The sequence below is a fragment of the Micromonospora sp. U56 genome (assembly GCF_018070095.1).
Lineage (GTDB): Bacteria > Actinomycetota > Actinomycetes > Mycobacteriales > Micromonosporaceae > Micromonospora > Micromonospora purpureochromogenes.
The window spans coordinates 1-25,499 of record NZ_JAGPYL010000044.1; the positions used below are offsets into that span (position 1 = coordinate 1).

The following is a 25,499-nucleotide window of genomic DNA, read 5'->3' on the forward strand; positions in this document are numbered from 1 at the left end:
GCCCGGTACCGGCGGGCCGGGCCGAGCGCGGCGGAGAGGCAGACGTGCCGGCCCGGGCCGAGCGTGCCGGTCAGCGCGGCGTCCAGCCGGTCCAGGTCCCGCGCGTCGGCGACCACGACGACGGCGCCCCGCCCCCCGGCCACGGTCGCGGCGACGGCGTCGGCGTACCGGGCGGCCCAGTCCTCCCCCGCCAGCGCCGACCAGACGGCGCGGGGCGGTCGGCCCTCGGCGAGCGCGCGCAGCAACGCCGGGCCGGCCGGGTAGTCCCGCCAGCCGCGCGGGTCGACGGCGGGCGGGGCCGGTGCGCCGCGCGTCTCGGACGCGTCCGGCGCGGCGGCGACCACGTGCGGCGGCGCGCGGTCGGTGGTCGGGGCCGCGCGGACCTCGTCGGGCGTCGTGGCGGTGCCGGCGGCGGGAGTGTCGGCGTCGGCGGTCGGCGGCTGGGCGCGCAGCTCCTTCTCCACCCGGGCGTGGCGGGGCGGGACGGCGAGCCGGAGCACGTCGGCGAGGCTGCCGGCGTACCGGTCGGCGACGGCCCGGGCCAGCCGGGCGATCTCCGGCGCCAGCACCGGCTCCGGGGAGACCACCTTCTCCAGGTACGCCAGCCGGCCGGTGTGCCCGGAGTCGTCGGCGCGCTCCAGCAGCCAGCCGTCGACCAGTTGCCCGGCGAAGCGCACCTTCACCCGCACCCCGGGCACGGCGTCGGCGTCCAGCTCGGCGGGGACCAGGTAGTCGAACGGGCGGTCGAGGTGCGGCAGCGGCACGTCGACGCAGACACGAGCGACCGGCGACCCCTCAGCGGGTCGCCGGTCGCTGCGCCTGGTGCCGGTCAGGCTCCCGCTACCGACTTGAGGTCGGCGGCCCGGTCGGTGCTCTCCCAGGTCAGGTCCGGCAGCTCGCGGCCGAAGTGGCCGTACGCGGCGGTCTGCTGGTAGATCGGGCGGAGCAGGTTGAGGTCCCGGATGATGGCGGCCGGGCGGAGGTCGAAGACCTCGGTGACGGCCTTCTCGATCGAGGCGACCGGCACGGTCTCGGTGCCGAAGGTCTCGATGAACAGGCTTACCGGGTGGGCCTTGCCGATCGCGTAGGCGACCTGCGCCTCGCAGCGCTCGGCGAGGCCGGCGGCCACCACGTTCTTGGCCACCCAGCGCATCGCGTACGCGGCCGACCGGTCCACCTTCGACGGGTCCTTGCCGGAGAACGCGCCGCCGCCGTGCCGGGCGTACCCGCCGTAGGTGTCGACGATGATCTTGCGGCCGGTCAGGCCGGCGTCGCCCATCGGGCCACCGATCTCGAACCGGCCCGTGGGGTTGACCAGCAGCCGGTAGCCCTCGGTGTCCAGGCCGAGGCTCTCCAGCTCGGGGGCGATGACGTGGTCGCGCACGTCCGGGGTGAGCAGCGAGTCCAGCGAGATGTCCGCGGCGTGCTGGCTGGACACGACCACGGTGTTGAGCCGGACCGGACGCAGGCCGTCGTACTCGATGGTGACCTGGGTCTTGCCGTCGGGCCGCAGGTAGGGGATGGTGCCGTCCTTGCGCACGGCGGCCAGCCGGCGGGCCAGCCGGTGCGCCAGCGCGATCGGCAGCGGCATCAGCTCGGGGGTCTCCGAGCAGGCGAAGCCGAACATCATGCCCTGGTCGCCGGCGCCCTGCGCGTCGAGCGCGCTCTCCGACTCACCGGTACGCAGCTCGAAGGCGTTGTCCACACCCTGGGCGATGTCGGCGGACTGGCCGCCGATCGAGACGCTGACGCCGCAGGAGGCGCCGTCGAAGCCCTTCTTCGACGAGTCGTACCCGATCCCGAGGATGGTCTCCCGGACGATCGTCGGGATGTCGGCGTACGCCTTGGTCGTCACCTCGCCCGCGACGTGCACCTGCCCGGTGGTGATCAGGGTCTCCACCGCGACACGGCTGTGCGGGTCCTTGGCCAGCAGGGCGTCCAGGATGCCGTCGCTGATCTGGTCGGCGATCTTGTCCGGGTGGCCCTCCGTGACCGATTCGGACGTGAAAAGACGTGTCACGGCACTCCTAAGCACTTGAGTCTCTCTGGAAAGGTCGCTCCGCGGCAGTTTAGTCACCCCGTTCCAGGGTGCCGCAGCCAACGCGAAGGTGACCAGCGTTCAGGACAACGCGGCCAGCCGGGTCACCACGAGGTCCCAGACCCGGTCGGCCAGGTCTTCCTTGGACTGTTCGGGAAGGGTGGTCACGCTGCCGTCCGCGCCCACCACGGTCGCCGCGTTGGTCTCGGCCCCGAAGACCTTGTCCACGCCCACCTCGTTGATGACGATCAGGTCGGCCCGCTTGCGGGCGAGCTTCGCCCGGCCGTTGGCCTCGGCGTCGCCGGTCTCGGCGGCGAACACCACCAGCAGCTGCTCCGGGCGGCGCTGCCGCCCCAGCTCGGCGGCGATGTCGGGGTTGGTGACCAGGGCGATGGTCGGCGCGCTGCCGTCCTCCGACTTCTTGATCTTGCCGGGGGCGTAGGTCGCCGGCCGGAAGTCGGCGGGCGCCGCGGCCATCACCACCACGTCGGCGTCGGCGGCGGCCGCCAGGGTGGCCTTGCGCAGTTCTTCTGTGGTGCCCGCCCGGACCAGGTCGACCCCGGCCGGGTCGGGCAGGGCGACGTTCGCCGCGATCAGGGTGACGCGGGCGCCCCGGGCGACGGCCGCGCGGGCGAAGGCGTAGCCCTGCTTGCCGGAGGAGCGGTTGCCGAGGAAGCGGACCGGGTCCAGCGGCTCGCGGGTGCCGCCGGCGGTCACCACGACGTGCCGGCCGGCCAGGTCGGCGGGGGCGTCCAGGCCGCGGGCCAGGGCGCGGCGGGCGATGGCGAAGATCTCGGCCGGGTCGGGCAACCGCCCCTTGCCGGTGTCGGCGCCGGTGAGCCGGCCGACCGCCGGTTCGATCACGCGTACGCCGCGCGAGCGCAGCGTCGCGACGTTGGCGACGGTGGCCGGGTGCTCCCACATCTCGGTGTGCATCGCCGGGGCGAGCACCACCGGACAGCGCGCGGTGAGCAGTGTGTTGCTGAGCAGGTCGTCGGCGAGGCCGTGGGCCGCCTTGGCGAGCAGGTCGGCCGTCGCCGGGACGACCACCACCAGGTCGGCCCGCTGGCCGAGCCGGACGTGCGGCACCTCGTGCACGTCGGACCAGACGTCGTCGGCGACCGGCTGGCCGGAGAGCGCCGCCCAGGTCGGCGCCCCGACGAAACGGAGCGCCGACGCGGTCGGCACGACCCGGACCCGGTGGCCCGACTCGGTGAAGAGCCGCAGCAGCTCACACGCCTTGTAGGCGGCGATGCCGCCGCCGACCCCGAGGACGATCTCGGCGGGCATCGGCGGAGCGGGTGTTACGGCTGGTCGGTCGGCTCGGCGGTGAGCAGGCCCGCGTTGATCTCACGCATCGCGATCGAGAGCGGCTTCTCCTGCGGGGTGGTCTCCACGAGCGGGCCGACGTACTCCAGCAGGCCCTCACCGAGCTGGCTGTAGTAGGCGTTGACCTGGCGGGCACGCTTGGCGGCGAAGATCACCAGCGCGTACTTCGAGGTGGTCTTCTCGAGGAGCTCGTCGATCGGCGGGTTGGTGATGCCCTCGGGGTTGGCGATGGATCCCACGAAATACCCTCTGCGTCTGAAGTGTCCGCGCGAGCGCGGCTGGTCGCTCAACCGCGCAGTCGCGGCTGGGCGGGAGCCAGATAGGAAGAACCGAGCAAGCCTACCAGTTCGGCCACGACCCGCTCGGTGAGGTCGTGGACCACGGTGTGTCCGACGGCCGCGCGGACCGCCGGGTCCGGACGGTGGCCCGGAGGCGTCAGCAGGACCAGCCGGACGTCCGGCAGGGCCTCCCGGACGGCGAGCGCGCCGGGCAGGTCGAGCGGGAGCAGCACCGGCCGGCCGTCGGCCAGCCGGGACCGCAGCGGCTCGCGGGGCGTGCCACGGCGGTGCCCGCCGATCCGCGACCACTCCAGCAGCTCGCCCGCGGCGACCATCCGGTCGAAGCCGACCGGGTCCACGAAGCGCCGGTCGACGCCGTCGACCTCGTCGGGGCGACGGGGCCGGGTGGTCACCGGCACCGGCACCCACACGGACGGAGAACGCGCCCGGACCAGCTCGACGACACTCTCCCGCGCGGTGCCCGAGGGCCCCGCCAGGACAGTGAGCCGAGCCGCCGGGCGCGCCTCGTCATCCGTGCTCACCGCTTGTTTCTACACGTTGCGGCGTTCAGTTGGCGGCGAACTCTCCAAGCAGAGCCTTGCGCTGCTGCTCGCCCAGCCCGCGCAGGCGACGGCTGTCGGCGATCTTGAGCTTCTCCATGATCTGGGTAGCCCGGATCTTGCCGATGCCCGGCATCGCCTGCAGGACGGCCGAAACCTTCAGCTTGCCGACGACGTCGTCGGACTCGGCCCGCTCGAGGACGGCGGCGAGGGTGGTCTTGCCCTGCTTGAGCTGCTCCTTCAGCTCAGCACGGGCCTTGCGGATCTCCGCGGCCTTCTCCAGCGCGGCAGCGCGCTGCTCGGGGGTCAGTGACGGGAGCGGCACCAGTTCTCCTCAGGTCCCTATCGCGACGGGCGGGGCGCACCGCCGCTGTCGTGAAACGTGGTGTCGCTGGCAACCAAAGGGGTCCGTGGTTCCCAGCGCGGGGACAACTAGCGGTCGCGGGCGGTTTCGGCAACGTGGGCGCGCCAAGATCGGAAAAAGTGACCGAGCCGTCAGTCAGCCAGAACGTCCCGACAGTCGGCCAGCACGCGGTCCACGGCGGCTCGCAGAGCGGCCTCGTCCGGGCCGACGTTCAGCACCTCGCGGGAGTACGACGGCAGCACCGACGACAGGCTGGAGCCGAAGACCGTCCGCAGGTCCGCGGCCGTCGCGCCCTGGGCGCCGAGCCCCGGGGCGAGCAGCGGCCCGTTCACCTTGGACAGGTCGTGACCGGTGTCGCCGATCGTCGCGCCGACCACCAGCCCGAAGCTGCCGAGCGGCTCCGCACCCCTGTTGAGCTGGGCAATCTCGTCGATGACGGTCTGCGCGACGGTGCGCCCATCGGCCGTACGGGCGCGCTGGACCGCGGCTCCCTCCGGGTTGGAGGTGAGCGCCAGCACGAAGACGCCGCCGCCATGGGTGGCCGCCAGCTCGAACATCGGGGCCAGCGATCCGACCCCCAGGTAGGGGCTCGCGGTGACCGCGTCGACGTGCAGCGGACCGGACGGGTCGAGGTAGGCCGAGGCGTACGCGGCGACGGTCGAGCCGATGTCGCCGCGCTTCACGTCCAGCAGAACGAGCGCGCCACAATCTCGTAACTGTCGGATAGTTGACTCAAGAATTCCGACACCTCGGGCACCGAACCGCTCGAAAAAGGCCGACTGGGGCTTGACCACCGCGACCCGGTCCGCAATCGCTCCCACGACGGTCCGCGCGAACCGGTCCAACCCGTCGACGTCGTCCGGCAACCCCCAGCGGGCCAGCAGCCCGGGGTGCGGGTCGATGCCCACACAGAGCGGCCCCCGCTCGGCGACGGCGCGGTGCAGCCGGGTCCCGAAACTCTCCATCGGCGTTCCTCTCCTCACGCTCGCGCTCGGTGGCCGGCCCGCGCCGGCCCCGTCCTGCCCGCCGGCTCAGCCGGCCCCGTCCTGCCCGCCGGCTCAGCCGGCCTTCACCGCCGCGGCGATCCCGGCCGCGATCCGGGCCAGGTCGGCGTCGTCGGTCACGTACGGCGGCATGGTGTAGACCAGGTCGCGGAACGGGCGCAGCCAGACGCCCTGCGCCACGGCGGCGGCGGTGGCCGCCGCGATGTCCACCTCGTGGTCGAGCTGCACCACGCCGATCGCGCCCAGCACTCGCACGTCGGCCACGCCCGGCGCGCCACGCAGCGGCTCCAGGCCGGCCCGCAGGCCCGCGCCCACCCGGGCGACCTGGGTGGCCCAGTCACCGGCTCGCAGCAGCTCCAGGGACGCGTTGGCGACCGCGCAGGCCAGCGGGTTGCCCATGAAGGTGGGACCGTGCGCCAGCACCCCGTCGGCGGAGATGCCCCGGGCCACCCGCGGGGTGCACAGCGCGGCGGCCAGGGTGAGGTACCCGCCGGTCAGCGCCTTGCCGACGCAGAGCACGTCCGGGCTCACCCCGGCGTGCTCGGCGGCGAACATGGCGCCGGTACGGCCGAAGCCGGTGGCGATCTCGTCGAAGACCAGCAGCACCCCGTGCGCCCGGGTCACCTCGCGCAGCACCCGCAGGTACTCCGGGTGGTGGAAGCGCATCCCGCCCGCGCCCTGCACCACCGGCTCGACGATGACCGCGGCCAGCTCGTCGGCGTGCCGCTCCACCGCGTCGGTCAGCGCCGCCACGTACGCCGGGTCGGGCGGGTCGTCGAAGCCACCGGGCGGGACCGGCGCGAAGACCTGCCGGGGCAGCACGTCGCCCCAGAGGTGGTGCATGCCGCCCTCCGGGTCGCAGACGCTCATCGGATGGAACGTGTCGCCGTGGTAGCCGCCCCGCCAGGTGCCCAGCCGGCGGCGTTCCGGCCGGCCGGTGGCCCGCTGGTACTGCAGGCACATCTTCACGGCGACCTCGACGCTGACCGAGCCGGAGTCGGCCAGGAAGACGTGTTCCAGCCCGTCCGGGGCCAGCTCGACCAGCGTCCGCGCCAGCCGCACGGCGGGCTCGTGGGTGAGCCCGCCGAACATCACGTGGCTCATCCGGCCGAGCTGGTCGGTGACCGCCGCGTCCAGCACCGGGTGCCGGTAGCCGTGGATCGCCGCCCACCAGGACGACATCCCGTCGACCAGTTCCCGGCCGTCGGCCAGCCGCAGCCGGACGCCCTGGGCGCTCTGGACCACGTACGGCGGGTGGGCCGGGGGCAGCGCCGCGTACGGGTGCCAGACGTGGGCCCGGTCGGCGGCCAGGATCTCCTCGGGCGTCACGCGCTCTCCTTCGTACCGTCGAGGCTTGCCCGGCCGGGAGGTGTCACCCGGCCGGCACCGGCGCGGTGGCCCCCGCCGACGCGCGGGCCGCGGCCCGGACCAGGCCGGTGCCCCGGTAGATGAAGCCGGTGTAGAGCTGGATCAGGCTGGCCCCGGCGTCGAACATCCGGGCGGCGTCGTCGGGGTCGAGGATGCCGCCGACGCCGACCACCGGCAGCCGGCCGCCGGTCTCCCGGTGCACGAAGGCGACGACCTCGCGGGCCCGGGCGGCGAGCGGGCGGCCGGAGAGACCGCCGGTCTCCGCGCCCCGGCCGGCGTCGGCCGGGGCGAGCCCGGCGCGGGCCAGCGTGGTGTTGGTGGCGATCACCCCGGCCGCGCCGCGGGCCAGGCAGACCTCCAGCAGCTCGGCGATGGCCGGCTCGGTCAGGTCCGGGGCGATCTTCACCAGCACCGGCTTCTCCCCCACCAGCGCCGCCAGCAGCGCGTCCAGGTGCGACTTGTCCTGCAACGAGCGCAGGCCGGGGGTGTTCGGCGAGGAGACGTTGACCGCGAAGTAGTCGCCGTGCTCCCGCAGCGCCCGGTACGAGGCCAGGTAGTCCTCGACGGCGTCGGCCAGCGGGGTCACCTTGGACTTGCCCAGCGAGATGCCCAGCGGCGCTCCGATCGGGCGGGGCAGCGCCGCCAGCCGGGCCGCCAGGGCCTCGGCGCCGGCGTTGTTGAAGCCCATCCGGTTGACCACGGCCTCGCTGCCGCGGAGCCGGAACAGCCGGGGCCGGGGGTTGCCCGGCTGGGCGTGCGCGGTGACCGTGCCGACCTCGACGAAGCCGAAGCCCAGCGCCGGCCAGGCCGGCAGGGCCACGCCGTTCTTGTCCATCCCCGCGGCCAGCCCCACCGGGTTGGGGAACTGCACCCCGAACACCGTGCGCGGCGCCCGCACCTGGTACCGGGCCCGCAGCGCCGCGAGCGCCGCCGGCCGCCGGGAGAGCGCCGCCAGCCGCCGCAACGTCCACTCGTGCGCCGCCTCGGCGTCCCCGCCCCCGACCCGGAACAGCTGGGGCCGCACCACCTTCTCGAAGATCACGCCCCGGCTCCCCCCGGCTCGGTGATCATGAAGTTGTCGCCACCTCCAGCGGCGGGTCGGGGCGACAGCTTCATGATCGACGCGGGGATGGAGCGGGTCACTCGCCGGCTCGCAGGGCGGCGTGGAGCTCCTGGAGGGGGCGGACCTGCATGTCGCCGCGGATGCGGGCCTCGATGCCCATGACCGCGGCGGCGGCGCCGGGGACGGTGGTGATGCAGGGGATGTCGGCGGTCACGGCGGCGCTGCGGATCTCGTAGCCGTCCGAGCGGGCGCTCGCGCCGGACCCCTGTGGCGTGTTCACCACCAGCGCCACGTCGCCGCCGAGGATCATCGACACCGCGTCCTCGCCCTCGCCGGCCTCGTAGTGCTTGCGGATCTGCTCGCAGGCGATGCCGTGCCGGCGCAGCACCTCGGCGGTGCCGGTGGTGGCGACGATCTCGAAGCCCAGGTCCGCCAGCCGCTTGATCGGGAAGATCATGCCGCGCTTGTCCCGGTTGGCCACCGAGACGAAGATCCGACCGCCGGTGGGCAGCGACCCGTACGCGGCCGACTGGCTCTTGGCGAAGGCGTGCCCGAAGTTGGTGTCGATGCCCATCACCTCGCCGGTGGACTTCATCTCCGGGCCGAGCAGCGAGTCGATGCCCTTGCCGGACGGGGTGCGGAACCGCTTGAACGGCAGCACCGCCTCCTTGACCGCGATCGGGGCGTCCGCCGGCATCACGCCGCCGTCCCCGGTCGGCGGCAGCAGGCCCTCGGCGCGCAGTTCGGCGATGGTGGCGCCGAGCGCGATCCGAGCCGCCGCCTTGGCCAGCGGCACCGCCGTGGCCTTGGAGACGAACGGGACCGTCCGGGACGCCCGGGGGTTGGCCTCCAGCACGTAGAGCATGTCGTCCTTGAGGGCGTACTGGACGTTGAGCAGGCCCTTGACGCCCACCCCCCGGGCGATCGCCTCGGTGTAGCGGCGCACCTGGGTCAGGTGCGAGCCCGCGAGGGTGATCGGCGGCAGCGCGCAGGACGAGTCGCCGGAGTGGATGCCGGCCTCCTCGATGTGCTCCATCACGCCGCCGAGGTAGACCTCGCCGTCGGCGTCGCAGAGCGCGTCCACGTCGATCTCGATGGCGTCGTCGAGGAAGCGGTCCACCAGCACCGGGTGGTCCGGGGAGATGTCGGTGGCCCGGCCGATGTAGTCGCGCAGGGTCGGGTCGTCGTAGACGATCTCCATGCCCCGCCCGCCCAGCACGTACGACGGCCGGACCAGCACCGGGTAGCCGATCTCGTCGGCGATCGCCTTCGCCTCGTCGTACGAGGTGGCCATGCCGTGCGCCGGGGCGCGCAGCCCGGCCCGGGCCAGCACCGCGCCGAACGCGCCGCGCTCCTCGGCGAGGTGGATCGACTCCGGGGAGGTGCCGACGACCGGCACGCCGGCGTTCTTGAGCCGCTGCGCCAGCCCCAGCGGGGTCTGCCCGCCGAGCTGCACGATCACGCCGACCACGCCCGGGCCGCCGGCCGCCCGGCCGGAGGAGTCCTCCGCGTGCCAGACCTCCAGCACGTCCTCGAAGGTCAGCGGCTCGAAGTAGAGCCGGTCGGCGGTGTCGTAGTCGGTGGAGACCGTCTCCGGGTTGCAGTTGACCATGACGGTCTCGTAGCCGACCGCACGCAGGGCCATGACCGCGTGCACGCAGGAGTAGTCGAACTCGATGCCCTGGCCGATCCGGTTCGGCCCGGAGCCCAGGATGAGCACCTTGGGCCGGTCCGAGGGCGCGACCTCGGTCTCGGAGTCGTAGCTGGAGTAGTGGTACGGCGTGGTCGCCTCGAACTCGGCCGCGCAGGTGTCCACGGTCTTGTAGACCGGCCGCACGTCGAGCCGGTGCCGCAGGGTGCGTACGCCGTCCTCGGCGGCCAGCTCCGGGCGCAGCGCGGCCAGCTGCCGGTCGGACAGGCCGGCCCGCTTGGCCCGGCGCAGCAGCTCGGCGTCGAGCACCGGGGCGTCCACGATCTCCGCGCGCAGCTCGACCAGGCCGGCGATCTGGTCCAGGAACCAGGGGTCCATCCCGCCGGACGCCGCGGCGACCTCCGCGATGGTGGCGCCCAGCCGCAGCGCCCGCTCCACCGTGTAGAGCCGGCCGTCGTGCGGCATCCGCAGCGCGGCGAGGGTGTTCTCCTTGGTGGCGCCCGCCGGGTCGGGCTGGGTCCAGAAGCCCGCGCCCTTCGTCTCCATGGAGCGCATCGCCTTGTTGAGCGCCTCGGTGAAGTTCCGGCCGAGGCTCATCGCCTCGCCGACCGACTTCATGGTGGTGGTCAGCTCCGGGTCGGCGCCGGGGAACTTCTCGAACGCGAACCGGGGGATCTTCACCACCACGTAGTCCAGCGTCGGCTCGAACGCCGCGGGGGTCTTCAGGGTGATGTCGTTGGGGATCTCGTCCAGGGTGTAGCCGATGGCCAGCTTCGCGGCGATCTTGGCGATCGGGAAGCCGGTGGCCTTGGAGGCCAGCGCCGAGGAGCGCGACACCCGGGGGTTCATCTCGATCACGACGATCCGGCCGTCGGCCGGGTTGACCGCGAACTGGATGTTGCAGCCGCCGGTGTCCACCCCGACCTCGCGCAGCACCGCGATCCCCAGGTCGCGCAGGCGCTGGTACTCCCGGTCGGTGAGCGTCATGGCCGGGGCGACGGTGACGCTGTCGCCGGTGTGCACGCCCATCGGGTCGACGTTCTCGATCGAGCAGACCACCACCACGTTGTCGTGGCGGTCGCGCATCAGTTCGAGCTCGTACTCCTTCCAGCCGAGCACGCTCTCCTCGATGAGCACCTCGTGCACCGGGCTGGCGGCCAGGCCGGCCCCCGCGATGCGGTGCAGGTCCTCGTCGCTGTGCGCCATGCCGGAGCCCAGACCGCCCATGGTGAACGACGGCCGGATCACCACCGGCAGGCCCAGCTCGGCGGCGGTGGCCTCGACCTCGGCCATCGAGTGGCAGACCCGGGAGCGCGGCACCAGGCCGGTCGGGTCGTCGACGCCGATCCGGGCGCCGGCCTTGGCGACGATGTCCTTGAACAGCTGCCGGTCCTCGCCGCGGTTGATGGCGTCGATGTTGGCGCCGATCAGCTCCACGCCGTACTTGTCCAGCACGCCGGCCTCGTGCAGGGCGACCGCGGTGTTCAGCGCGGTCTGCCCGCCGAGGGTGGGCAGCAGGGCGTCCGGGCGCTCCTTGGCGATGACCAGCTCGACGAACTCCGGGGTGATCGGCTCGACGTACGTGGCGTCGGCGAACTCGGGGTCCGTCATGATCGTCGCCGGGTTGGAGTTGACCAGGCTGACCCGGATGCCCTCGCTGCGCAGCACCCGGCACGCCTGGGTGCCGGAGTAGTCGAACTCGCAGGCCTGCCCGATGACGATCGGCCCGGAGCCGATCACCAGGATGTGCTTGAGGTCGGTGCGCTTAGGCATTCTTCCCGCCTTCGATGAGCTCGGCGAAGCGGTCGAACAGGTAGTCCGCGTCGTGCGGGCCGGCCGCCGCCTCCGGGTGGTACTGGACGGTGAAGGCGGGCACGTCCTTGGCCCGCAGCCCCTCGACCACGTTGTCATTGAGGCAGACGTGGGACACCTGGACGCCCCCGAACTCGGTGTCGATCACCTGGTCGGGGACCACCGCGCCCTGCCCGGCGCCCGGCACCTGCACGGCGAAGCCGTGGTTGTGGCTGGTCACCTCGACCTTGCCGGTGGCCCGGTCGAGCACCGGCTGGTTGATGCCGCGGTGGCCGTAGCCGAGCTTGTAGGTGCCGAAGCCCAGCGCCCGGCCGAGGATCTGGCTGCCGAAGCAGATGCCGAACAGCGGCACCTCGCGGCGCAGCACCTCGCGGGCCAGCGCGACCGGCCCCTCGGCGGTGGCCGGGTCGCCCGGGCCGGGCGAGAGGAAGACCGCGTCCGCGCCGGTGGCCAGCAGGTCCTCGATGGTGGAGCCGGCCGGCAGCACGTGGGTGGTGACCCCGCGCGCGGCGAGCCGCCGCGGCACGTTGCGCTTGATGCCCAGGTCGAGCGCGGCCACGGTGAACCGGTGCGGGCCGACCGCCTCGACGACGTACGGCTCGGCGGTGGTCACCTCGGCGGAGAGGTCCGCGCCGACCATCTGCGGCGACTGGCGGACCCGGGCCAGCAGGGCGCGCGGGTCGTCGTCGACGCTGGAGATGCCGACCCGCATCGCGCCACGCTCGCGCAGGTGCCGGGTCAGCGCCCGGGTGTCCACGCCGGCGATGCCGACCACACCCTCGGCGGCGAGCCGGTCCTCCAGCCCGCCGGTGGCGCGCCAGTTGGAGCCGATCCGGGCCGGGTCGCGCACGACGTACCCGGCGACCCAGATCCGGCCGGACTCGTCGTCCTCGGCGTTGACGCCGGTGTTGCCGATGTGCGGCGCGGTCTGCACCACCACCTGCCGGTGGTACGAGGGGTCGGTCAGGGTCTCCTGGTAGCCGGTCATGCCGGTGTTGAAGACCGCCTCGCCGAAGGTCTCCCCGACGCTGCCGTACGCCTCGCCGTGGAACGTGCGCCCGTCCTCGAGAACGAGGATCGCGGGCCTGCGCTTAGCCATTACTGTGCCGGCCTTTCGTTCGCGACTGCGGGACTCCGCCGCGCTGCATTCCTCGCGCTCACCTGACAGCCTTTCCGTCCAGGACCGTCGGCTCGCCGCGCAGGAAGGTCGCCACGATGCGACCCGGCAGCGTCATGCGGGCGTACGGGGTGTTACGACTGCGGCTGGCCAGCTCCGCGGGCTCGATCACCCGACGGGCGGCCGGGTCGACCAGGGTGAGGTTGGCCGGCACGCCGGGCGCCGGGTCGATGCCGTGCCCGTCGAGCCCGGCGATCCGGGCCGGGGTGCGCGACATCCGCTCGGCGATCAGGTCCCACTGCGGCCCGAACACCTCCAGGGCGATCGAGAGCGCCGTCTCCAGGCCGAGCATCCCCGGCCGGGCGTACGCCCACTCGCACTCCTTGTCCTCCACCGCGTGCGGGGCGTGGTCGGTGGCGACGACGTCGATGACGCCCTCGGCCAGCGCGGCCCGCAGCGCGGCGATGTCGGTGGCCGTGCGCAGCGGCGGGTTGACCTTGTAGACCGGGTCGTACGTCTCGGCGTGCCCGTCGGTGAGCAGCAGGTGGTGCGGGGTCACCTCGGCGGTGACCCGCACCCCGCGCGCCTTGGCCTGGCGCAGCACCTCGACGCTGCCGGCGGTGGAGACGTGGCAGACGTGCAGCCGGCTGCCGACGTGCTCGGCCAGCAGCACGTCCCGGGCGATGATCGCCTCCTCGGCGACCGCCGGCCAGCCGGTGAGCCCGAGCCGGGTGGAGACCTCACCCTCGTGCATCTGCGCGCCCTCAGTGAGCCGGGGCTCCTCGGCGTGCTGGGCGACGACCCCGTCGAACGCCTTGACGTACTCCAGGGCCCGGCGCATCAGCTTCGGGTCGGCGACGCAGAACCCGTCGTCGGAGAAGATCCGGACCCGGGCGGCGGAGTCGGCCATCGCGCCCAGCTCGGCCAGCCGCTCGCCGGCCAGCCCGACGGTGACCGCGCCGATCGGCTGCACGTCGACCAGCCCGGCCTCGCGGCCCAGCCGCCAGACCTGCTCGACCACGCCGGCGGTGTCGGCGACCGGAGAGGTGTTGGCCATCGCGCAGACGGCGGTGTAGCCGCCGAGCGCGGCCGCGCGGGAACCGGACTCGACCGTCTCGGCGTCCTCCCGGCCCGGCTCGCGCAGGTGGGTGTGCAGGTCGACCAGGCCGGGCAGGGCGACCAGCCCGGTGCCGTCGACGACGGTGGCCTCCGGCGCGGTCAGCCCGGCGCCGGTCTCGGCGACGACGCCGTCGCGGATCAGCAGGTCGGTCGGCGCGGCGCCGACGACGCTCACGTTGCGGATCAGGTACGAGGTCACAGGTTGTTCCCTCCGAGCAGCAGGTAGAGGACGGCCATCCGCACGGAGACCCCGTTGGCGACCTGTTCGACGATGGTGGAGCGGGGCGAGTCGGCGACCTCCGGCGTGATCTCCATGCCCCGGTTCATCGGGCCCGGGTGCATGACGATCGCGTGCTCGGGCAGCCGGCGCATGCGTGGGCCGTCCAGGCCGTAGCGGCGGGCGTACTCGCGGGCGGAGGGGAAGTAGGAGTCGTTCATCCGCTCCCGCTGCACCCGCAGCATCATCACCACGTCCGACTGCGGCAGCACCGCGTCCAGGTCGTAGGAGACGTCGGTGCCGGGCGCGAGCGCCTGGCCGATGTGCACCGGGATCAGCGTCGGCGGGCCGACCAGGGTGACCTTGGCGCCGAGGGTGGAGAGCAGCAGGACGTTGGAGCGGGCCACCCGGGAGTGCAGCACGTCCCCGACCACCGCGACGTGCAGGCCGGCGAGCCGACCCAGCCGGGAGCGCATCGTGTACGCGTCGAGCAGCGCCTGGGTGGGGTGCTCGTGGGTGCCGTCGCCGGCGTTGACCACCGACCCGTCCACCCAGTTGGCCAGCCGGTGCGGCGCGCCCGAGGCGGGGTGCCGGACCACCACCGCGTCGGCCCCCATCGCCTGGAGGGTGAGCGCGGTGTCCTTCAGGCTCTCCCCCTTGGCCACGCTGGAGCCCTTGGCCGAGAAGTTGATCACGTCGGCGCTGAGCCGCTTGGCGGCCGCCTCGAAGGAGATCCGGGTCCGGGTGGAGTCCTCGTAGAAGAGGTTCACCACGGTCCGGCCGCGCAGGGCGGGGAGCTTCTTGACCTCCCGGCCGGCGACGGTGGCCATCTCGGCGGCGGTGTCGAGGATCTGGGTGGCGGTGGCCGCGTCCAGGTCGGCCCCGGAGAGCAGGTGCCGGATCACTGTGCCTGCCTTTCGTTCGCGACTGCGGGGCTCCGCTTCGCTGCACTCCTCGCGCTCACAGGTGGGCACCCCCGAAGAGCTTGACCTCGTCGGCACCGTCGGTCTCGGCGAGGGTGACCTTGACGCTCTCGGTGAGCGCGGTCGGGATGTTCTTGCCGACGTAGTCGGCGCGGATCGGCAGTTCGCGGTGGCCGCGGTCGACGAGGACGGCGAGCTGCACGCTGGCCGGCCGGCCGACGTCGTTGAGCGCGTCGAGCGCGGCCCGGACGGTGCGGCCGGAGAAGAGCACGTCGTCGACGAGGATGACCCGCTTGCCGTCGATGCCGCCCGGCGGGAGCTGGGTCGGGCCGACCGCGCGGGTGGCGTGCCGGCGCAGGTCGTCGCGGTAGAGAGTGATGTCGAGCACCCCGACCGGGACGTCGACGTCCTCGAAGGTGCTGATCCGGGCGGCGAGGCGCCTTGCGAGTGGAGCTCCGCGAGTGGGTATGCCGAGCAGGACGGTGTCGGCGGCGCCCTGGGTCTTCTCGAGGATCTGGTGGGCGATCCGGTCGACGACGCGCTGGACGTCGGCACGGGCGAGGATCACCTTCACCGAGGGTTGTCGCGGCGGCGACGACTGGGCAGCCGGTGGGCAGGCCACGGCGGACCTCCTTCCCCGCCTCACGGGACGGGTCGTTAAAGGACGTCTGGGGACTCCGGCCGGATCGCGAACGGCCCGGACCGGGGCTTCGTGCCACGTTACCAGCGGTCACCGGCACGACCCCGGGCACCCAATGATCCCCGGATCAGGGCGGTGAAATGGGGATAAGTCTCCCCGCGCTCCCCAACTGTAAGGACACGACCACTTGACCACGTGTCGCAATCCCCGTACCGTCACGCTCCGTAGCGATCGCTGGGAGAACCCCAAAGCAGCACTGGGAGTGTCCGAATGCCCTCTGAATACGCCAAGTCGCTGGGCGCCCGCCTGCGCTCCATCCGCCAGCAGCAGGGCCTGTCCCTGCAGGGTGTGGAGGAGAAGTCGAACGGGCGGTGGAAGGCCGTGGTGGTCGGCTCGTACGAGCGCGGCGACCGGGCCGTCACCGTGTCCCGCCTGGCGGAGCTGGCCGACTTCTACCGCGTTCCCGTCTCGGAGCTGCTGCCCGACGGCAGCGGGGTGCGGCACGAGCCCACCAGCAAGATCGTCCTGGACCTGGAGCGGCTCTACGACGAGGCCTCCGAGGACCTCGCCTACGTCGCCCGGTACGCCCGCGCCATTCAGCAGCAGCGGGGCGACTACAACGGCCGGGTGCTCTCCATCCGCGCCGACGACCTGCGCGCCCTCGCCATCGTGTACGACGCCTCGCCGTCGGGCCTGATCGAGCGGCTCACCGAGCACGGTGTGCTGGTCGCCGACCCGCGGGCGTTCTTCGCGTCCTGATCCACTGTTCGCAGCAGGGGCCCGTGCCGTCCGGCACGGGCCCCTGCTGTGTGAACTGGTGATCGGATGCGGTCGGCGGCGGAGCGACGGCGCGCCGGATCAGCGGGTGGCGTACTCGGCGATCCGGCCGAGGATGCCGTTGAGGAAGCGCGGCGAGTCGTCGGTCGACATCTGCCGGGCCAGCTCCACCGCCTCGCTGATCGCCACCGCGTCGTCGATCTCGTCGACGTAGAGCAGCTCGTAGACCGCGATGCGGGCGAGGTTGCGGTCGACCGCCGGCATCCGGTCCAGCGTCCACCCCTCGGCGTAGCTGGCGATCACCTCGTCGATCCGGTCGAGGTGGGCGGCGACCCCCTCGACCAGGCCGACCGCGTAGCCCAGGTGCTCCGGCCGCGGCTTCTCGATCCGCTCGACGTAGCCGGCGAGCACCTCGACCGGGGGCCGGTCACGCAGGTCGGCCTCGTAGAGCACGTCCAGCGCCCGCTTGCGCGCCTTGCGGCGCGACGGCATCTGCTGTTTGGGACCCTCGGCCATCAGGCTCGGCCGAGGTAACGGCCGTCGCGGGTGTCGACCTTGATCTTCTCGCCGGTGGTGATGAAGAGCGGCACCGGCACGGTCGCGCCGGTCTCGACGGTGGCCGGCTTGTTGCCGCCGGTCGACCGGTCGCCCTGCAGACCCGGCTCGGTGTAGGTGACCTCGAGCACGACCGAGGTCGGCAGCTCGATGTAGAGCGGGACACCCTCGTGGGTGGCGACGGTCGCCTCGGCCTCGGGGAGGAGGTAGTTGGCCGCCTCGCCGACGGTGCCGCCGGGGACGGTGATCTGGTCGAACGTCTCCAGATCCATGAAGACGTAGTCCTCGCCGTCGGCGTACAGGTACTGCATGGTGCGCTTGTCGACGGTCGCGGTCTCGACCTTGGTGCCCGCGTTGAAGGTCTTGTCGACGACCTTGCCGGACAGCACGTTCTTCAGCGTCGTGCGGACGAACGCCCCACCCTTACCGGGCTTGACGTGCTGGAACTCGACGACGGCCCAGAGCTCCCCGTCGAGGTTGAGTACCAGGCCGTTCTTGAGGTCGTTGGTGGATGCCATTTCCTGCCTTGATCATCAATTGGCGGACAGACCTGGCAAGTCTACTAGTTGTGTCCAACCGGCGACTCCACCTCCGGCCGGCCCCCTCCCGGCCCGGCCAACGCCGCCCTCCTGATCACCGTACGTCACCAACAGGGCCACCCCCGGGGGCCCCCATCTCCTCCTTTTCTCTGCCGCCCCCGACGCAACAGTCACCGAGCGTGTCCGCGCCCGAATAGAGGGTCGATCGCACGACGATCCATCTGAGCAGCTCACGGCCCCTGTTGCCGGGAAGACAGCAGAGCAAAGGCGTCAGGGGAGGCCGGCGGCGGGGAGTCGCACATTACCGAGCGTTGCATGACTCGCCCACCACTCACGGTGATCGTCAACGACGGCACGGCGGGCGCGGCGTGCCCGGCCGTCGACGGCGGTCGTGCCGCCGGTCACGCGGTGGCCCGGCACCGCGACGGTGGCGTGCGGCGCCGGTTGCCGGGGACGGCCGGCCGGTCGGGCACCCTGCGGCGGCGACCGCTCAGCCGGTCGCGCCGAGGACGGTGGCCAGGTGGCGCAGGGCGAGGCGGTAGCCGTCGACGCCCAGCCCGCAGATCACCCCGGTCGCCACGGCGGAGACCACGGAGTGGTGCCGGAACTCCTCCCGGGCGTGGATGTTGGAGATGTGCACCTCCACCAGCGGCCCGCGCAGCATCGCGCAGGCGTCCCGGACGGCGATCGAGTAGTGCGACCAGGCGGCCGGGTTGAGCACCACCGCCGCCTGCTCGTCGGCCGCCTGGTGCAGCCAGCCCAGCAGCTCGTGCTCGGCGTCGGTCTGCCGGACGACCACGTCCAGCCCCAACTCGCGGCCGGTGTCCACACAGAGCGTCACCAGGTCGGCGTAGCTGGTCACGCCGTACACGTCGACCTGCCGGGTGCCGAGCCGGCCCAGGTTCGGCCCGTTCAGCACGTACACCCTCACGAGGCGATCTCCCGATAGGCGGCGTGCAGCAGCTCGTCGTCCGGCCCCTCCAGGATCGCCGGCCGGGCCAGGGCGTCGAGCACCACGAAGCGCAGGGTGCTGCCCCGGGCCTTCTTGTCCACCCGCATCGCGGCCAGCAGGTCGGGCCAGGCGTCGGCCGGGTAGCTGGTGGGCAGGCCGAGCGCGGCCATCACCGTGCGGTGCCGTTCGGCGGTGCCGGCGTCAAGCCGGCCGGCCAGCCGGGCCAGGGCGCCGGCGAAGACGGTGCCCACCGCGACGGCGTGCCCGTGCCGCCAGCGGTAGCCCTCCACCTTCTCGATCGCGTGCGCCAGGGTGTGGCCGTAGTTGAGCACCTCGCGCACCCCGGACTCGCGCAGGTCGCCGGAGACCACGTCGGCCTTCACCCGGATCGCCCGCTCGATCAGCTCGCGGGCCACCGGGTCGGTCGGGTCCACGGCGGCGGCCGGATCCCGCTCGACCAGGTCGAGGATCACCGGGTCGGCGATGAGGCCACACTTGACCACCTCGGCCATCCCGGCGGCCAGGTCGGCCGGGGGCAGGCTGTCCAGCGTCGCCAGGTCGCATAGCACGCCGGCCGGTGGGTGGAACGCGCCGACCAGGTTCTTGCCGGCGGCGGTGTTCACGCCGGTCTTGCCACCGACCGCCGCGTCGACCATGCCGAGCAGCGAGGTCGCCACCGGCACCCAGCGCACTCCGCGCAGCCAGCAGGCGGCGACGAAGCCGGCCAGGTCGGTCACCGCACCCCCGCCCACGCCGACCACCGCATCGGTACGGGTGAACCCGGCCGCGCCGAGCCGCTCCCAGCAGTCGGCGGCAACCTCGATCCGCTTGCCCGCCTCGGCGTCGGGCACCTCGATCGGCAGCGGGGTCACGCCGACCGCGCGCAGCCGCTCGGCCAGCGTGTCGGCCAGGTCCTTCAGTGGCGGCGCGAAGAGCAGCGCGACCCGCTCGGCGCCGGGGAGCAGCCGCGGCGGCGGATCGAGCAGGTCTCGTCCCACGAGCACGTCGTACGGCCGCTCGCCGCCGACCGGAATCCGGGTCACCTCGTCCATCGCAGGGGAGCCTAGTGCAGTCGGCAGCACCGCGACGGCGCTCGTCCACCTGGTGGCAAGCGACATTGCCGGCCACCGGGTACGTTCGGCTCATAAGGGTCGGACGTAGGGCGAAGCGGGCCCGGCCCACGACGGCGGAGGTTCCCCATGGCCACCACGACCATCGACGGCGCCGACATCCGGCTGCCCGCCACCATCCTCGGCGTCGGGCTCGGCGGCTTCGCCGACGGCATCGTCCTGCACCAGGTGCTCCAGTGGCACCACCTGCTCAGCAGCACCGACACCGACAACGTCGGGATCCGGGCGTACCCGGTGGACACCGTTTCCGGCCTGCAGGTGAACACCCTCTGGGACGGCATCTTCCACGTGGTCACCTGGGTGGCGGTGCTCACCGGACTGGCCCTGCTCTACGCCCGGGTGACCCGGTCCCGCGGCCGGCTCTGGCGCTCCCCGGCGCTGTGGGGCTGGGCGCTGGTGGGCTGGGGCCTGTTCAACCTGGTCGAGGGGCTCGTCGACCACCACCTGCTGGGCATCCACCACGTGCACGGCGGCCCCCACCAGACGGCCTGGGACGTCGGCTTCCTGCTGTTCGGCGCGGCGCTGATCGCCGTGGGCTGGGCCGTGCAGCGCCGCGCCGGCACGGTGGACACCTGCGCCGACCGGCGATGACCGGGCAGCACGGCGCCGGAGTCGGCCCGCTGCTGCTCGTACCGCTGCTGGTCTTCTGGGTCTATCTGGCCGCGGCGCTGCGCCAGCGGGACCCGGGGCGCGGCGGCTGGAGCCACTGGCGGACCGCGAGCTTCGGTGCGGGCGCCGCGCTGCTCGCGGTGGCCGCGGTGCTGCCCGGCCACGACCTGGTCGGGCACATGTGGCGGCACCTGCTGGTCGGGATGCTGGCACCGCTCGGGCTGGTGCTCGGCGCGCCCGGCACCCTCGCGCTGCGCACGGTGCGCCGCGACGTCGGGCGGGCGGCGCTGCGGGTGCTGCGCCACCCGGTCCCGCGGGTGGCCGCCCACCCGGTCACCGGCCTGCTGCTCACCGCCGGTGGGCTCTACCTGCTGCACCTGACCCCGCTCTACCGGGCCATCCTGGCCCACCCGGGGCTGCACGGCCTGGTGCTGCTGCACTTCCTGGCCAGCGGGTACCTCTTCACCTGGGCGATCGCCGGCCCCGACCCGGGGCCGCACCGCCCCGGGGTGCCGCTGCGGCTGGTCGTGCTCGGGCTGTCGGTGGCCGCGCACGCCACCCTGGCCCAACTCATGTACGCCGGCCTGGTCGACGTGGCCGCGCCGGAGGCGCAGCTGCGGGCGGCGGCGACGCTGATGTACTACGGCGGCGACCTGGCCGAGATCCTGCTCGCCCTCGCCCTGTTGGTCACCTGGCGACCGACGGCCCGGCACGCCCGATCCGAGCCGGCGCCGTCGCCCGCCTGAACCGGGACCCGTCCGCCGGTCCCGGCCGCCGCCGGTCGCTGGCACCACCGGTCCCGGCCGGCGCGGGCTTCGCCGCGTCCCGTCGTCCGTCAGTCGGACGGTGGGGCCTCGCCGGGCCGGTCGGCCCAGGCAGTCAGCCGGGTCGCGTGGGCGCGGACGGCGTCGCGCAGCGCGTCCGGGCGGAGCACGGTGAACGGCCAGCCGAGCCCGGCGAGCAGCTGCGCCATCCCGTCGAGGTGCTCGGCGCGGGTCCGCAGCAGCACCCCGTCGGCGACCTCGGTGACGTCGCCGACGCTGGGCGGGACGCGGCGTCGGGCGGTAACCAGATCGGTCTCCAGCAGCACCTCGACGGAGTGCGCGTACGGCACGCCGGCCAGCGAACGGGTCACCTGGGCCACCGGGTCGAAGTCGTTCGGCACGGTGAAGGTCTCCGGGCCGGTGCTGGCCGCGCCGATCCGGTCCAGCCGGAAGGTGCGTACCTCGTCCCGGAGGTGGTCGTAACCGGTGACGTACCAGCGGCCGGCGTGGAAGACCAGGCCGTACGGGTCGAGCTGCCGCCGCGACTGGTCACCCCGCCAGGAGCGGTAGTCCAGCGTCACCCGCCGCCGCTGCCGAGCCGCCGCGCCGAGGGTGAGCAGCGTGCCGGTGGCCGGGCGCAGCGCCGGGTCGGCGCGGCGCAGCGTGAAGCCGAGGTGGTCCTGGACGGCGGCGAGCCGCTCCGCGAGGGGAGCCGGCAGCACCCGCCGGATCTTGGCCAGGGCGGTGGCGGTGGCCGGCTCCTCGGTGCCCAGCCCCAGCCGTTCCGCCGCGACCAGACCGAGCAGCACCGCGACCGCCTCGTCGTCGGTGAGCATCAGCGGCGGCAGCTTGTAGCCGGGGCGCAGCCGGTAGCCGCCGTACCGGCCCCGCTCGGCGGTGACCGGGATGCCGAGGTCGACCAGGGTGGCGGCGTACCGGCGCACGGTGCGCTCGTCGACCCGGAGCCGGTCGGCCAGCTCGACGCCGGTGAGCCGGTGGTGGCTCTGGAGCAGTTCGAGCATCGCGAGCACCCGACCGGCAGGATGTGACACGGGCCACCTCGCAATACCGGGCGGGAACTGTCCGGATTCCAGCCTACGGTGTCCGTGGACATCGAGACGAGGGAGATCTGAGATGGCGACGTTCGTGCTGGTGCCAGGGTTCTGGTTGGGCGGCTGGGCGTGGCGGGAGGTGACCGCCGACCTGCGCGGGCGCGGCCACGACGTGTACGCGGTGACGCTGACCGGGGTGGCCGACCGGGCCCACCTGGCCGGCCCGGAGGTGGGCCTGGAGACGCACACCACCGACCTCACCGCGCTCATCGAGGCGGAGGAGCTGCGCGACGTGGTGCTGGTCGGGCACTCCGGCGGCGGGATGCCGGTGACCCAGGCGGCCGACCGGATGCCGGACCGGATCGCCCGGGTGGTCTACGTGGAGAGCGGGCCGCTGCCCGACGGCATGTCCCAGTTCGACGTCCACCCGCCGGAGGAGCAGGAGCGGCTGCGCGCGCGGATCGGCGACGGGCACCTGCTGCCGCCGCCGGCCTGGGAGCCGGCCGAGGACCCGCAGAACCTCGCCGGTCTGGACGACGGCGCGCTGACGCTGCTGCGACGCCGGTCCACCGGGCACCCGCTGGGCGCGGCGACCGACCCGGTACGGCGTACCGGGGGGCGGCCGGTGCCGACCGCGCTGGTGGCGTGCACCTTCCCGGTGGAGGTGGCCGCCGCGATGATCGCCGAGGGGCACCCGTTCTTCGCCGGTCTCGTCGGCGCCGAGCTGCACGGGCTGCCGACCGGCCACTGGCCGATGCTGAGCGAGCCGAAGGCCCTCGCGGACCTGCTCGACACCATCGCCCGGGGCTGACCGCCGGCCCGGTCAGGGCTTGAGCAGGGCGACGATCTCGGCGGCCAGCTCCGGCGGGGTACGCCCGTCGGTGACCACGGTCGCGGTCGCCACCTCGGCGTAGAGCGGGCGGCGCTGGTCCATCAGGTGCTTGAGGGTGGCCCGCGGGTTGATCGCGAGCAGCGGCCGGCCGGCGCCGAGCCCGACCCGCTTCACCGCGTCGGGCAGCTCCACCGACAGGTGCACCACGGTGTGCCCGACCAGCGCGGCGCGGTTCTCCTCGGCGAGGACCGCGCCGCCGCCGAGGGCGAGCACCCCGCCGTGCGAGGCCAGCGCCGCCGCCACCGCCGCCCGTTCGAGGGTACGGAAGTGCGCCTCCCCCTCGTCGATGAAGATCTCCGGGATCGGCTTGCCGGCCAGGCGCTCGATGTCGGCGTCGGTGTCCCGGAAGTCGACCCCGAGCAGCGCCGCCAACTCCTCGCCGACGGTGGTCTTGCCGGAGCCGGGCGCCCCGACCAGCACGCAGACCGGCTTCGTCACTGGAGCACGCTCCGTCCCGCCGCCGCCCGGCCGGTCATCGGATCACCAGCGCGTCGAGGTACCCGGCGAGGTTGCGGCGGATCTCCGCCACCGAGTCGCCGCCGAACTTCTCGGTGGCCGCCTCGGCCAGCACCAGCGCCACCATCGCCTCGGCGACCACGGCGGCGGCCGGCACGGCGCAGACGTCGGAGCGCTGGTTGATGGCGGTGGCCGGCTCGCCGGTGGTCACGTCGACCGTGGCCAGCGCCCGGTTCAGCGAGGAGATCGGCTTCATCGCGGCCTTCACCCGCAACGGCTCGCCGGTGGTGATGCCGCCCTCCAGGCCGCCGGCCCGGTCGGTGACCCGGCGGACGCCGGTGGCGGTGGGCATGATCTCGTCGTGCGCCTCGGAGCCGCGGGAACGGGCCTGCTGCCAGCCGTCGCCGATCTCCACGCCCTTGATGGCCTGGATGGACATCAGCGCGGTGGCCAGCCGGGCGTCGAGCTTGCGGTCCCACTGCACGTGGCTGCCCAGGCCCGGCGGCACCCCGTACGCCAGCACCTCGACCACGCCACCGAGGGTGTCGGCGGCCTTCTTCGCGGCGTCGACCTCGGCGACCATCCGGGCGCTCGCCTCCGGGTCGAGGCAGCGCAGCGGGTCGGCGTCGATCCGCTCGGCGTCCTCCGGCCGGGGCCGCAGGCCCGGCTTGGCGGCGACCGGGCCGAGCTCCACCACGTGCGAGACGATCTCGATGCCGAGGGCCTGCTTCACCAGCGCCTTCGCCACCGTGCCGACGGCCACCCGGGCGGCGGTCTCCCGCGCGCTGGCCCGCTCCAGGATCGGCCGCGCGTCGGTGTGACCGTACTTCTGCATGCCGGCCAGGTCGGCGTGGCCGGGCCGGGGGCGGGTCAGCGGGGCGTTGCGGGCCTGCCGGGCCAGCTCGTCGGGGTCGACCGGGTCGGCGGCCATCACGGTCTGCCACTTCGGCCACTCGGAGTTGCCGACCCGGATGGCGACCGGGCTGCCCAGGGTGACGCCGTGCCGCAGGCCACCGATGACCTCGACCTCGTCCCGCTCGAACGACATCCGGGCGCCCCGGCCGTAGCCGAGCCGGCGCCGGGCCAGCTCGTCGGAGATCTCCCGGGTGGTCACCTCGATCCCGGCGGGCACCCCCTCGAGCATCGCGACGAGGGCGGGTCCGTGGGATTCACCTGCAGTCAGCCAGCGCAACACAGCGCTCAGTCTGTCACGGTCGGTCGCCGCCCCGACGTGCCGCCCGGCGCGTCCCGCCCTGCGGACACGGGTGCCCGGCAGGCGGCCGCTCCCCGGCACCCAGGGCCGACAACCCGTACAGTCCTGTCCGCTCGACGGGAGGTCTGGTCGGCACGGGCCACCGGTTGACGGTGATCACGATCGGTGGAGGGCTCCGTGATTCCTCAGGACCAGTCGAAGCGCATCCGTAGGCGCTCCGACAGGGCTTCGTTGTGCGGTGTGAAGTAGGCGCTCAGCTCTGCTCGCACGTCTGGGTCCATGGCCTTGCTGCGCCGGTGATTGTGGGCCTCGTACGCCTTCAGTTGGTGCGGCGGAAGCCCCAGGAAGTCGAGCACCTGGGCGTAACTGGCCGCCGGCTCGGTGTACAGCTTCTCGCTGGGCAGGATGAGCAGCTGCGCGGGATCGAAGCGGGCCAGCCAGGGCTCCAGATGCTCCAGGTAACGGCCCCGCGCTCGGTACGTGTACCAGTCGTACGCCTCGCTGAAATAGGTCGGGTCGGTGATCAGCCGCTCCCGCTCCCCCGCCGTCCGCTCCTCCTCGCGCGCCAACGCCTCGGCGAAGTCCAGCGGTTCCTTGCCCTCGGTGCGCCGCTCCTTCCAGTGCGAGTACGCGCGCTCCACCGGGTCACGCAGCAGGAAGATCAGCCGGACGTCCGGCAGCAGGTCGGCCACCCGCTGCGGAACGAGCGGGTGGAACATGTACAGCGGCGCCGCCTCGCCGACCCGGACGGGTCCACCGTGCCGCCGCTCCAGCGCCCCGCGCTGACGCTCCGTGGGGAAGTGCGAGCGGTACCACACCTCGCCGCGCCCCCAGTTCTCCTCGAAGTAGTGCGAGGTCTTGGTGTTCCAGGCGGGAAAGAGCCGGGGCACCAAGGGGTGTTCCAGCAGGTAGCGCCAGAGCGAGGTGGTGCCGCCGCGCTTCGTGCCGGCGATCAGGAAGTCCGGCAGTGGCCGCCGGTCGGCGGTGCGCTCGCCGTAACGAACCAGTGAGTTGCGCACCTGGTGGGTGACCTGGTGCGGCACCACGCCCTTGAGCCGGTCGCGGATCGTCATGATT

At 73.4% G+C, this 25,499-nt stretch carries 25 protein-coding genes and 1 pseudogene; 4 read left to right on the forward strand and 22 right to left on the reverse strand.

The genetic code is table 11. From position 1 onward, the window contains the following. The 14 genes and pseudogenes from KBX37_RS16495 to pyrR all read right to left on the reverse strand — a co-directional run. Positions 1-764, reverse strand: a pseudogene (locus KBX37_RS16495) (primosomal protein N'); the annotation flags it as partial. 65 nt (positions 765-829) lie between these two features. Then, entirely contained in the window at positions 830-2,020 is a 1,191-nt protein-coding gene (gene metK / locus KBX37_RS16500) for a methionine adenosyltransferase (RefSeq protein ID WP_179804331.1), read from the reverse strand. Positions 2,021-2,119: 99 nt separating this feature from the next. Next, positions 2,120-3,328: a bifunctional phosphopantothenoylcysteine decarboxylase/phosphopantothenate--cysteine ligase CoaBC gene (coaBC, locus tag KBX37_RS16505; protein WP_210776838.1), complete on the reverse strand. Its 1,209-nt coding sequence runs from the start codon at positions 3,326-3,328 to the stop codon at positions 2,120-2,122. A gap of 14 nt (positions 3,329-3,342) precedes the next feature. Further along, a complete protein-coding gene (gene rpoZ / locus KBX37_RS16510) occupies positions 3,343-3,606 on the reverse strand; it encodes a DNA-directed RNA polymerase subunit omega (protein ID WP_007075826.1) in 264 nt (87 codons plus the stop codon). Between the two features lie 47 nt (positions 3,607-3,653). Next, positions 3,654-4,187 (reverse strand): guanylate kinase, encoded by a 534-nt coding sequence (locus KBX37_RS16515; RefSeq protein WP_210776839.1) that lies wholly within the window; start codon positions 4,185-4,187, stop codon positions 3,654-3,656. A 25-nt stretch (positions 4,188-4,212) separates the two neighbouring features. Continuing rightward, complete coding sequence (mihF, locus tag KBX37_RS16520; protein ID WP_088962722.1) at positions 4,213-4,530, reverse strand: integration host factor, actinobacterial type; 318 nt, start codon at positions 4,528-4,530, stop codon at positions 4,213-4,215. A 170-nt stretch (positions 4,531-4,700) separates the two neighbouring features. Next, positions 4,701-5,534, reverse strand: coding sequence for an orotidine-5'-phosphate decarboxylase (gene pyrF, locus KBX37_RS16525; RefSeq protein WP_210776840.1), 834 nt, complete (start codon positions 5,532-5,534; stop codon positions 4,701-4,703). A gap of 93 nt (positions 5,535-5,627) precedes the next feature. Then, complete coding sequence (locus KBX37_RS16530; RefSeq protein ID WP_210776841.1) at positions 5,628-6,902, reverse strand: adenosylmethionine--8-amino-7-oxononanoate transaminase; 1,275 nt, start codon at positions 6,900-6,902, stop codon at positions 5,628-5,630. Positions 6,903-6,945: 43 nt separating this feature from the next. Beyond that, entirely contained in the window at positions 6,946-7,983 is a 1,038-nt protein-coding gene (locus tag KBX37_RS16535; protein WP_210776842.1) for a quinone-dependent dihydroorotate dehydrogenase, read from the reverse strand. 97 nt (positions 7,984-8,080) lie between these two features. Continuing rightward, complete coding sequence (gene carB / locus KBX37_RS16540; RefSeq protein WP_210776843.1) at positions 8,081-11,428, reverse strand: carbamoyl-phosphate synthase large subunit; 3,348 nt, start codon at positions 11,426-11,428, stop codon at positions 8,081-8,083. Next, positions 11,421-12,566, reverse strand: coding sequence for a glutamine-hydrolyzing carbamoyl-phosphate synthase small subunit (gene carA, locus KBX37_RS16545; protein WP_210776844.1), 1,146 nt, complete (start codon positions 12,564-12,566; stop codon positions 11,421-11,423). Before carA ends, carB begins: the two co-directional genes overlap by 8 nt. 58 nt (positions 12,567-12,624) lie before the next feature. Then, positions 12,625-13,902 carry a dihydroorotase gene (locus tag KBX37_RS16550; RefSeq protein WP_210776845.1) on the reverse strand — a complete coding sequence of 426 codons (1,278 nt, stop codon included), beginning with the start codon at positions 13,900-13,902 and terminating at the stop codon, positions 12,625-12,627. After that, complete coding sequence (locus tag KBX37_RS16555) at positions 13,899-14,825, reverse strand: aspartate carbamoyltransferase catalytic subunit (protein ID WP_154938070.1); 927 nt, start codon at positions 14,823-14,825, stop codon at positions 13,899-13,901. The genes KBX37_RS16550 and KBX37_RS16555 overlap by 4 nt, the downstream gene beginning before the upstream one ends. Before the next feature lie 55 nt (positions 14,826-14,880). Continuing rightward, positions 14,881-15,465, reverse strand: coding sequence for a bifunctional pyr operon transcriptional regulator/uracil phosphoribosyltransferase PyrR (gene pyrR / locus KBX37_RS16560; RefSeq protein ID WP_210776846.1), 585 nt, complete (start codon positions 15,463-15,465; stop codon positions 14,881-14,883). Positions 15,466-15,753: 288 nt separating this feature from the next. On the opposite strand from pyrR, the gene KBX37_RS16565 reads away from it, so the two are divergent. Next, a complete protein-coding gene (locus KBX37_RS16565; protein ID WP_013285505.1) occupies positions 15,754-16,242 on the forward strand; it encodes a transcriptional regulator in 489 nt (162 codons plus the stop codon). Between the two features lie 99 nt (positions 16,243-16,341). Here KBX37_RS16565 and nusB read toward each other — a convergent pair whose 3' ends face one another. The 4 genes from nusB to aroB form a co-directional block, all read right to left on the reverse strand. Next, positions 16,342-16,752 carry a transcription antitermination factor NusB gene (nusB, locus tag KBX37_RS16570; protein ID WP_210776865.1) on the reverse strand — a complete coding sequence of 137 codons (411 nt, stop codon included), beginning with the start codon at positions 16,750-16,752 and terminating at the stop codon, positions 16,342-16,344. A 23-nt stretch (positions 16,753-16,775) separates the two neighbouring features. Next, a complete protein-coding gene (gene efp, locus KBX37_RS16575) occupies positions 16,776-17,333 on the reverse strand; it encodes an elongation factor P (protein WP_088962732.1) in 558 nt (185 codons plus the stop codon). A gap of 511 nt (positions 17,334-17,844) precedes the next feature. After that, positions 17,845-18,285, reverse strand: coding sequence for a type II 3-dehydroquinate dehydratase (gene aroQ / locus KBX37_RS16580; protein ID WP_154938957.1), 441 nt, complete (start codon positions 18,283-18,285; stop codon positions 17,845-17,847). Next, a complete protein-coding gene (aroB, locus tag KBX37_RS16585; RefSeq protein WP_210776847.1) occupies positions 18,282-19,358 on the reverse strand; it encodes a 3-dehydroquinate synthase in 1,077 nt (358 codons plus the stop codon). Before aroB ends, aroQ begins: the two co-directional genes overlap by 4 nt. Before the next feature lie 147 nt (positions 19,359-19,505). On the opposite strand from aroB, the gene KBX37_RS16590 reads away from it, so the two are divergent. Both KBX37_RS16590 and KBX37_RS16595 read left to right on the forward strand, forming a co-directional pair. After that, the gene (locus tag KBX37_RS16590; RefSeq protein WP_210776848.1) at positions 19,506-20,027 is read left to right on the forward strand and encodes a DUF2243 domain-containing protein; all 522 of its coding nucleotides are present in this window, start codon (positions 19,506-19,508) and stop codon (positions 20,025-20,027) included. Further along, a complete protein-coding gene (locus KBX37_RS16595; RefSeq protein ID WP_210776849.1) occupies positions 20,024-20,791 on the forward strand; it encodes a cytochrome c oxidase assembly protein in 768 nt (255 codons plus the stop codon). The genes KBX37_RS16590 and KBX37_RS16595 overlap by 4 nt, the downstream gene beginning before the upstream one ends. A gap of 89 nt (positions 20,792-20,880) precedes the next feature. Here KBX37_RS16595 and KBX37_RS16600 read toward each other — a convergent pair whose 3' ends face one another. Continuing rightward, entirely contained in the window at positions 20,881-21,861 is a 981-nt protein-coding gene (locus tag KBX37_RS16600; protein ID WP_210776850.1) for a YafY family protein, read from the reverse strand. Positions 21,862-21,943: 82 nt separating this feature from the next. Here KBX37_RS16600 and KBX37_RS16605 point away from each other — a divergent pair, with 82 nt between their 5' ends. Then, entirely contained in the window at positions 21,944-22,672 is a 729-nt protein-coding gene (locus KBX37_RS16605) for an alpha/beta fold hydrolase (protein ID WP_210776851.1), read from the forward strand. 12 nt (positions 22,673-22,684) lie between these two features. Here KBX37_RS16605 and KBX37_RS16610 read toward each other — a convergent pair whose 3' ends face one another. The 3 genes from KBX37_RS16610 to KBX37_RS16620 all read right to left on the reverse strand — a co-directional run bounded on the left by KBX37_RS16610 (position 22,685) and on the right by KBX37_RS16620 (position 25,498). Further along, a complete protein-coding gene (locus KBX37_RS16610; protein WP_210776852.1) occupies positions 22,685-23,191 on the reverse strand; it encodes a shikimate kinase in 507 nt (168 codons plus the stop codon). A gap of 34 nt (positions 23,192-23,225) precedes the next feature. Further along, positions 23,226-24,404 carry a chorismate synthase gene (gene aroC / locus KBX37_RS16615; RefSeq protein ID WP_088962740.1) on the reverse strand — a complete coding sequence of 393 codons (1,179 nt, stop codon included), beginning with the start codon at positions 24,402-24,404 and terminating at the stop codon, positions 23,226-23,228. 203 nt (positions 24,405-24,607) lie between these two features. Beyond that, positions 24,608-25,498: a sulfotransferase domain-containing protein gene (locus KBX37_RS16620; RefSeq protein WP_210776866.1), complete on the reverse strand. Its 891-nt coding sequence runs from the start codon at positions 25,496-25,498 to the stop codon at positions 24,608-24,610. Position 25,499 lies beyond the last annotated feature (1 nt).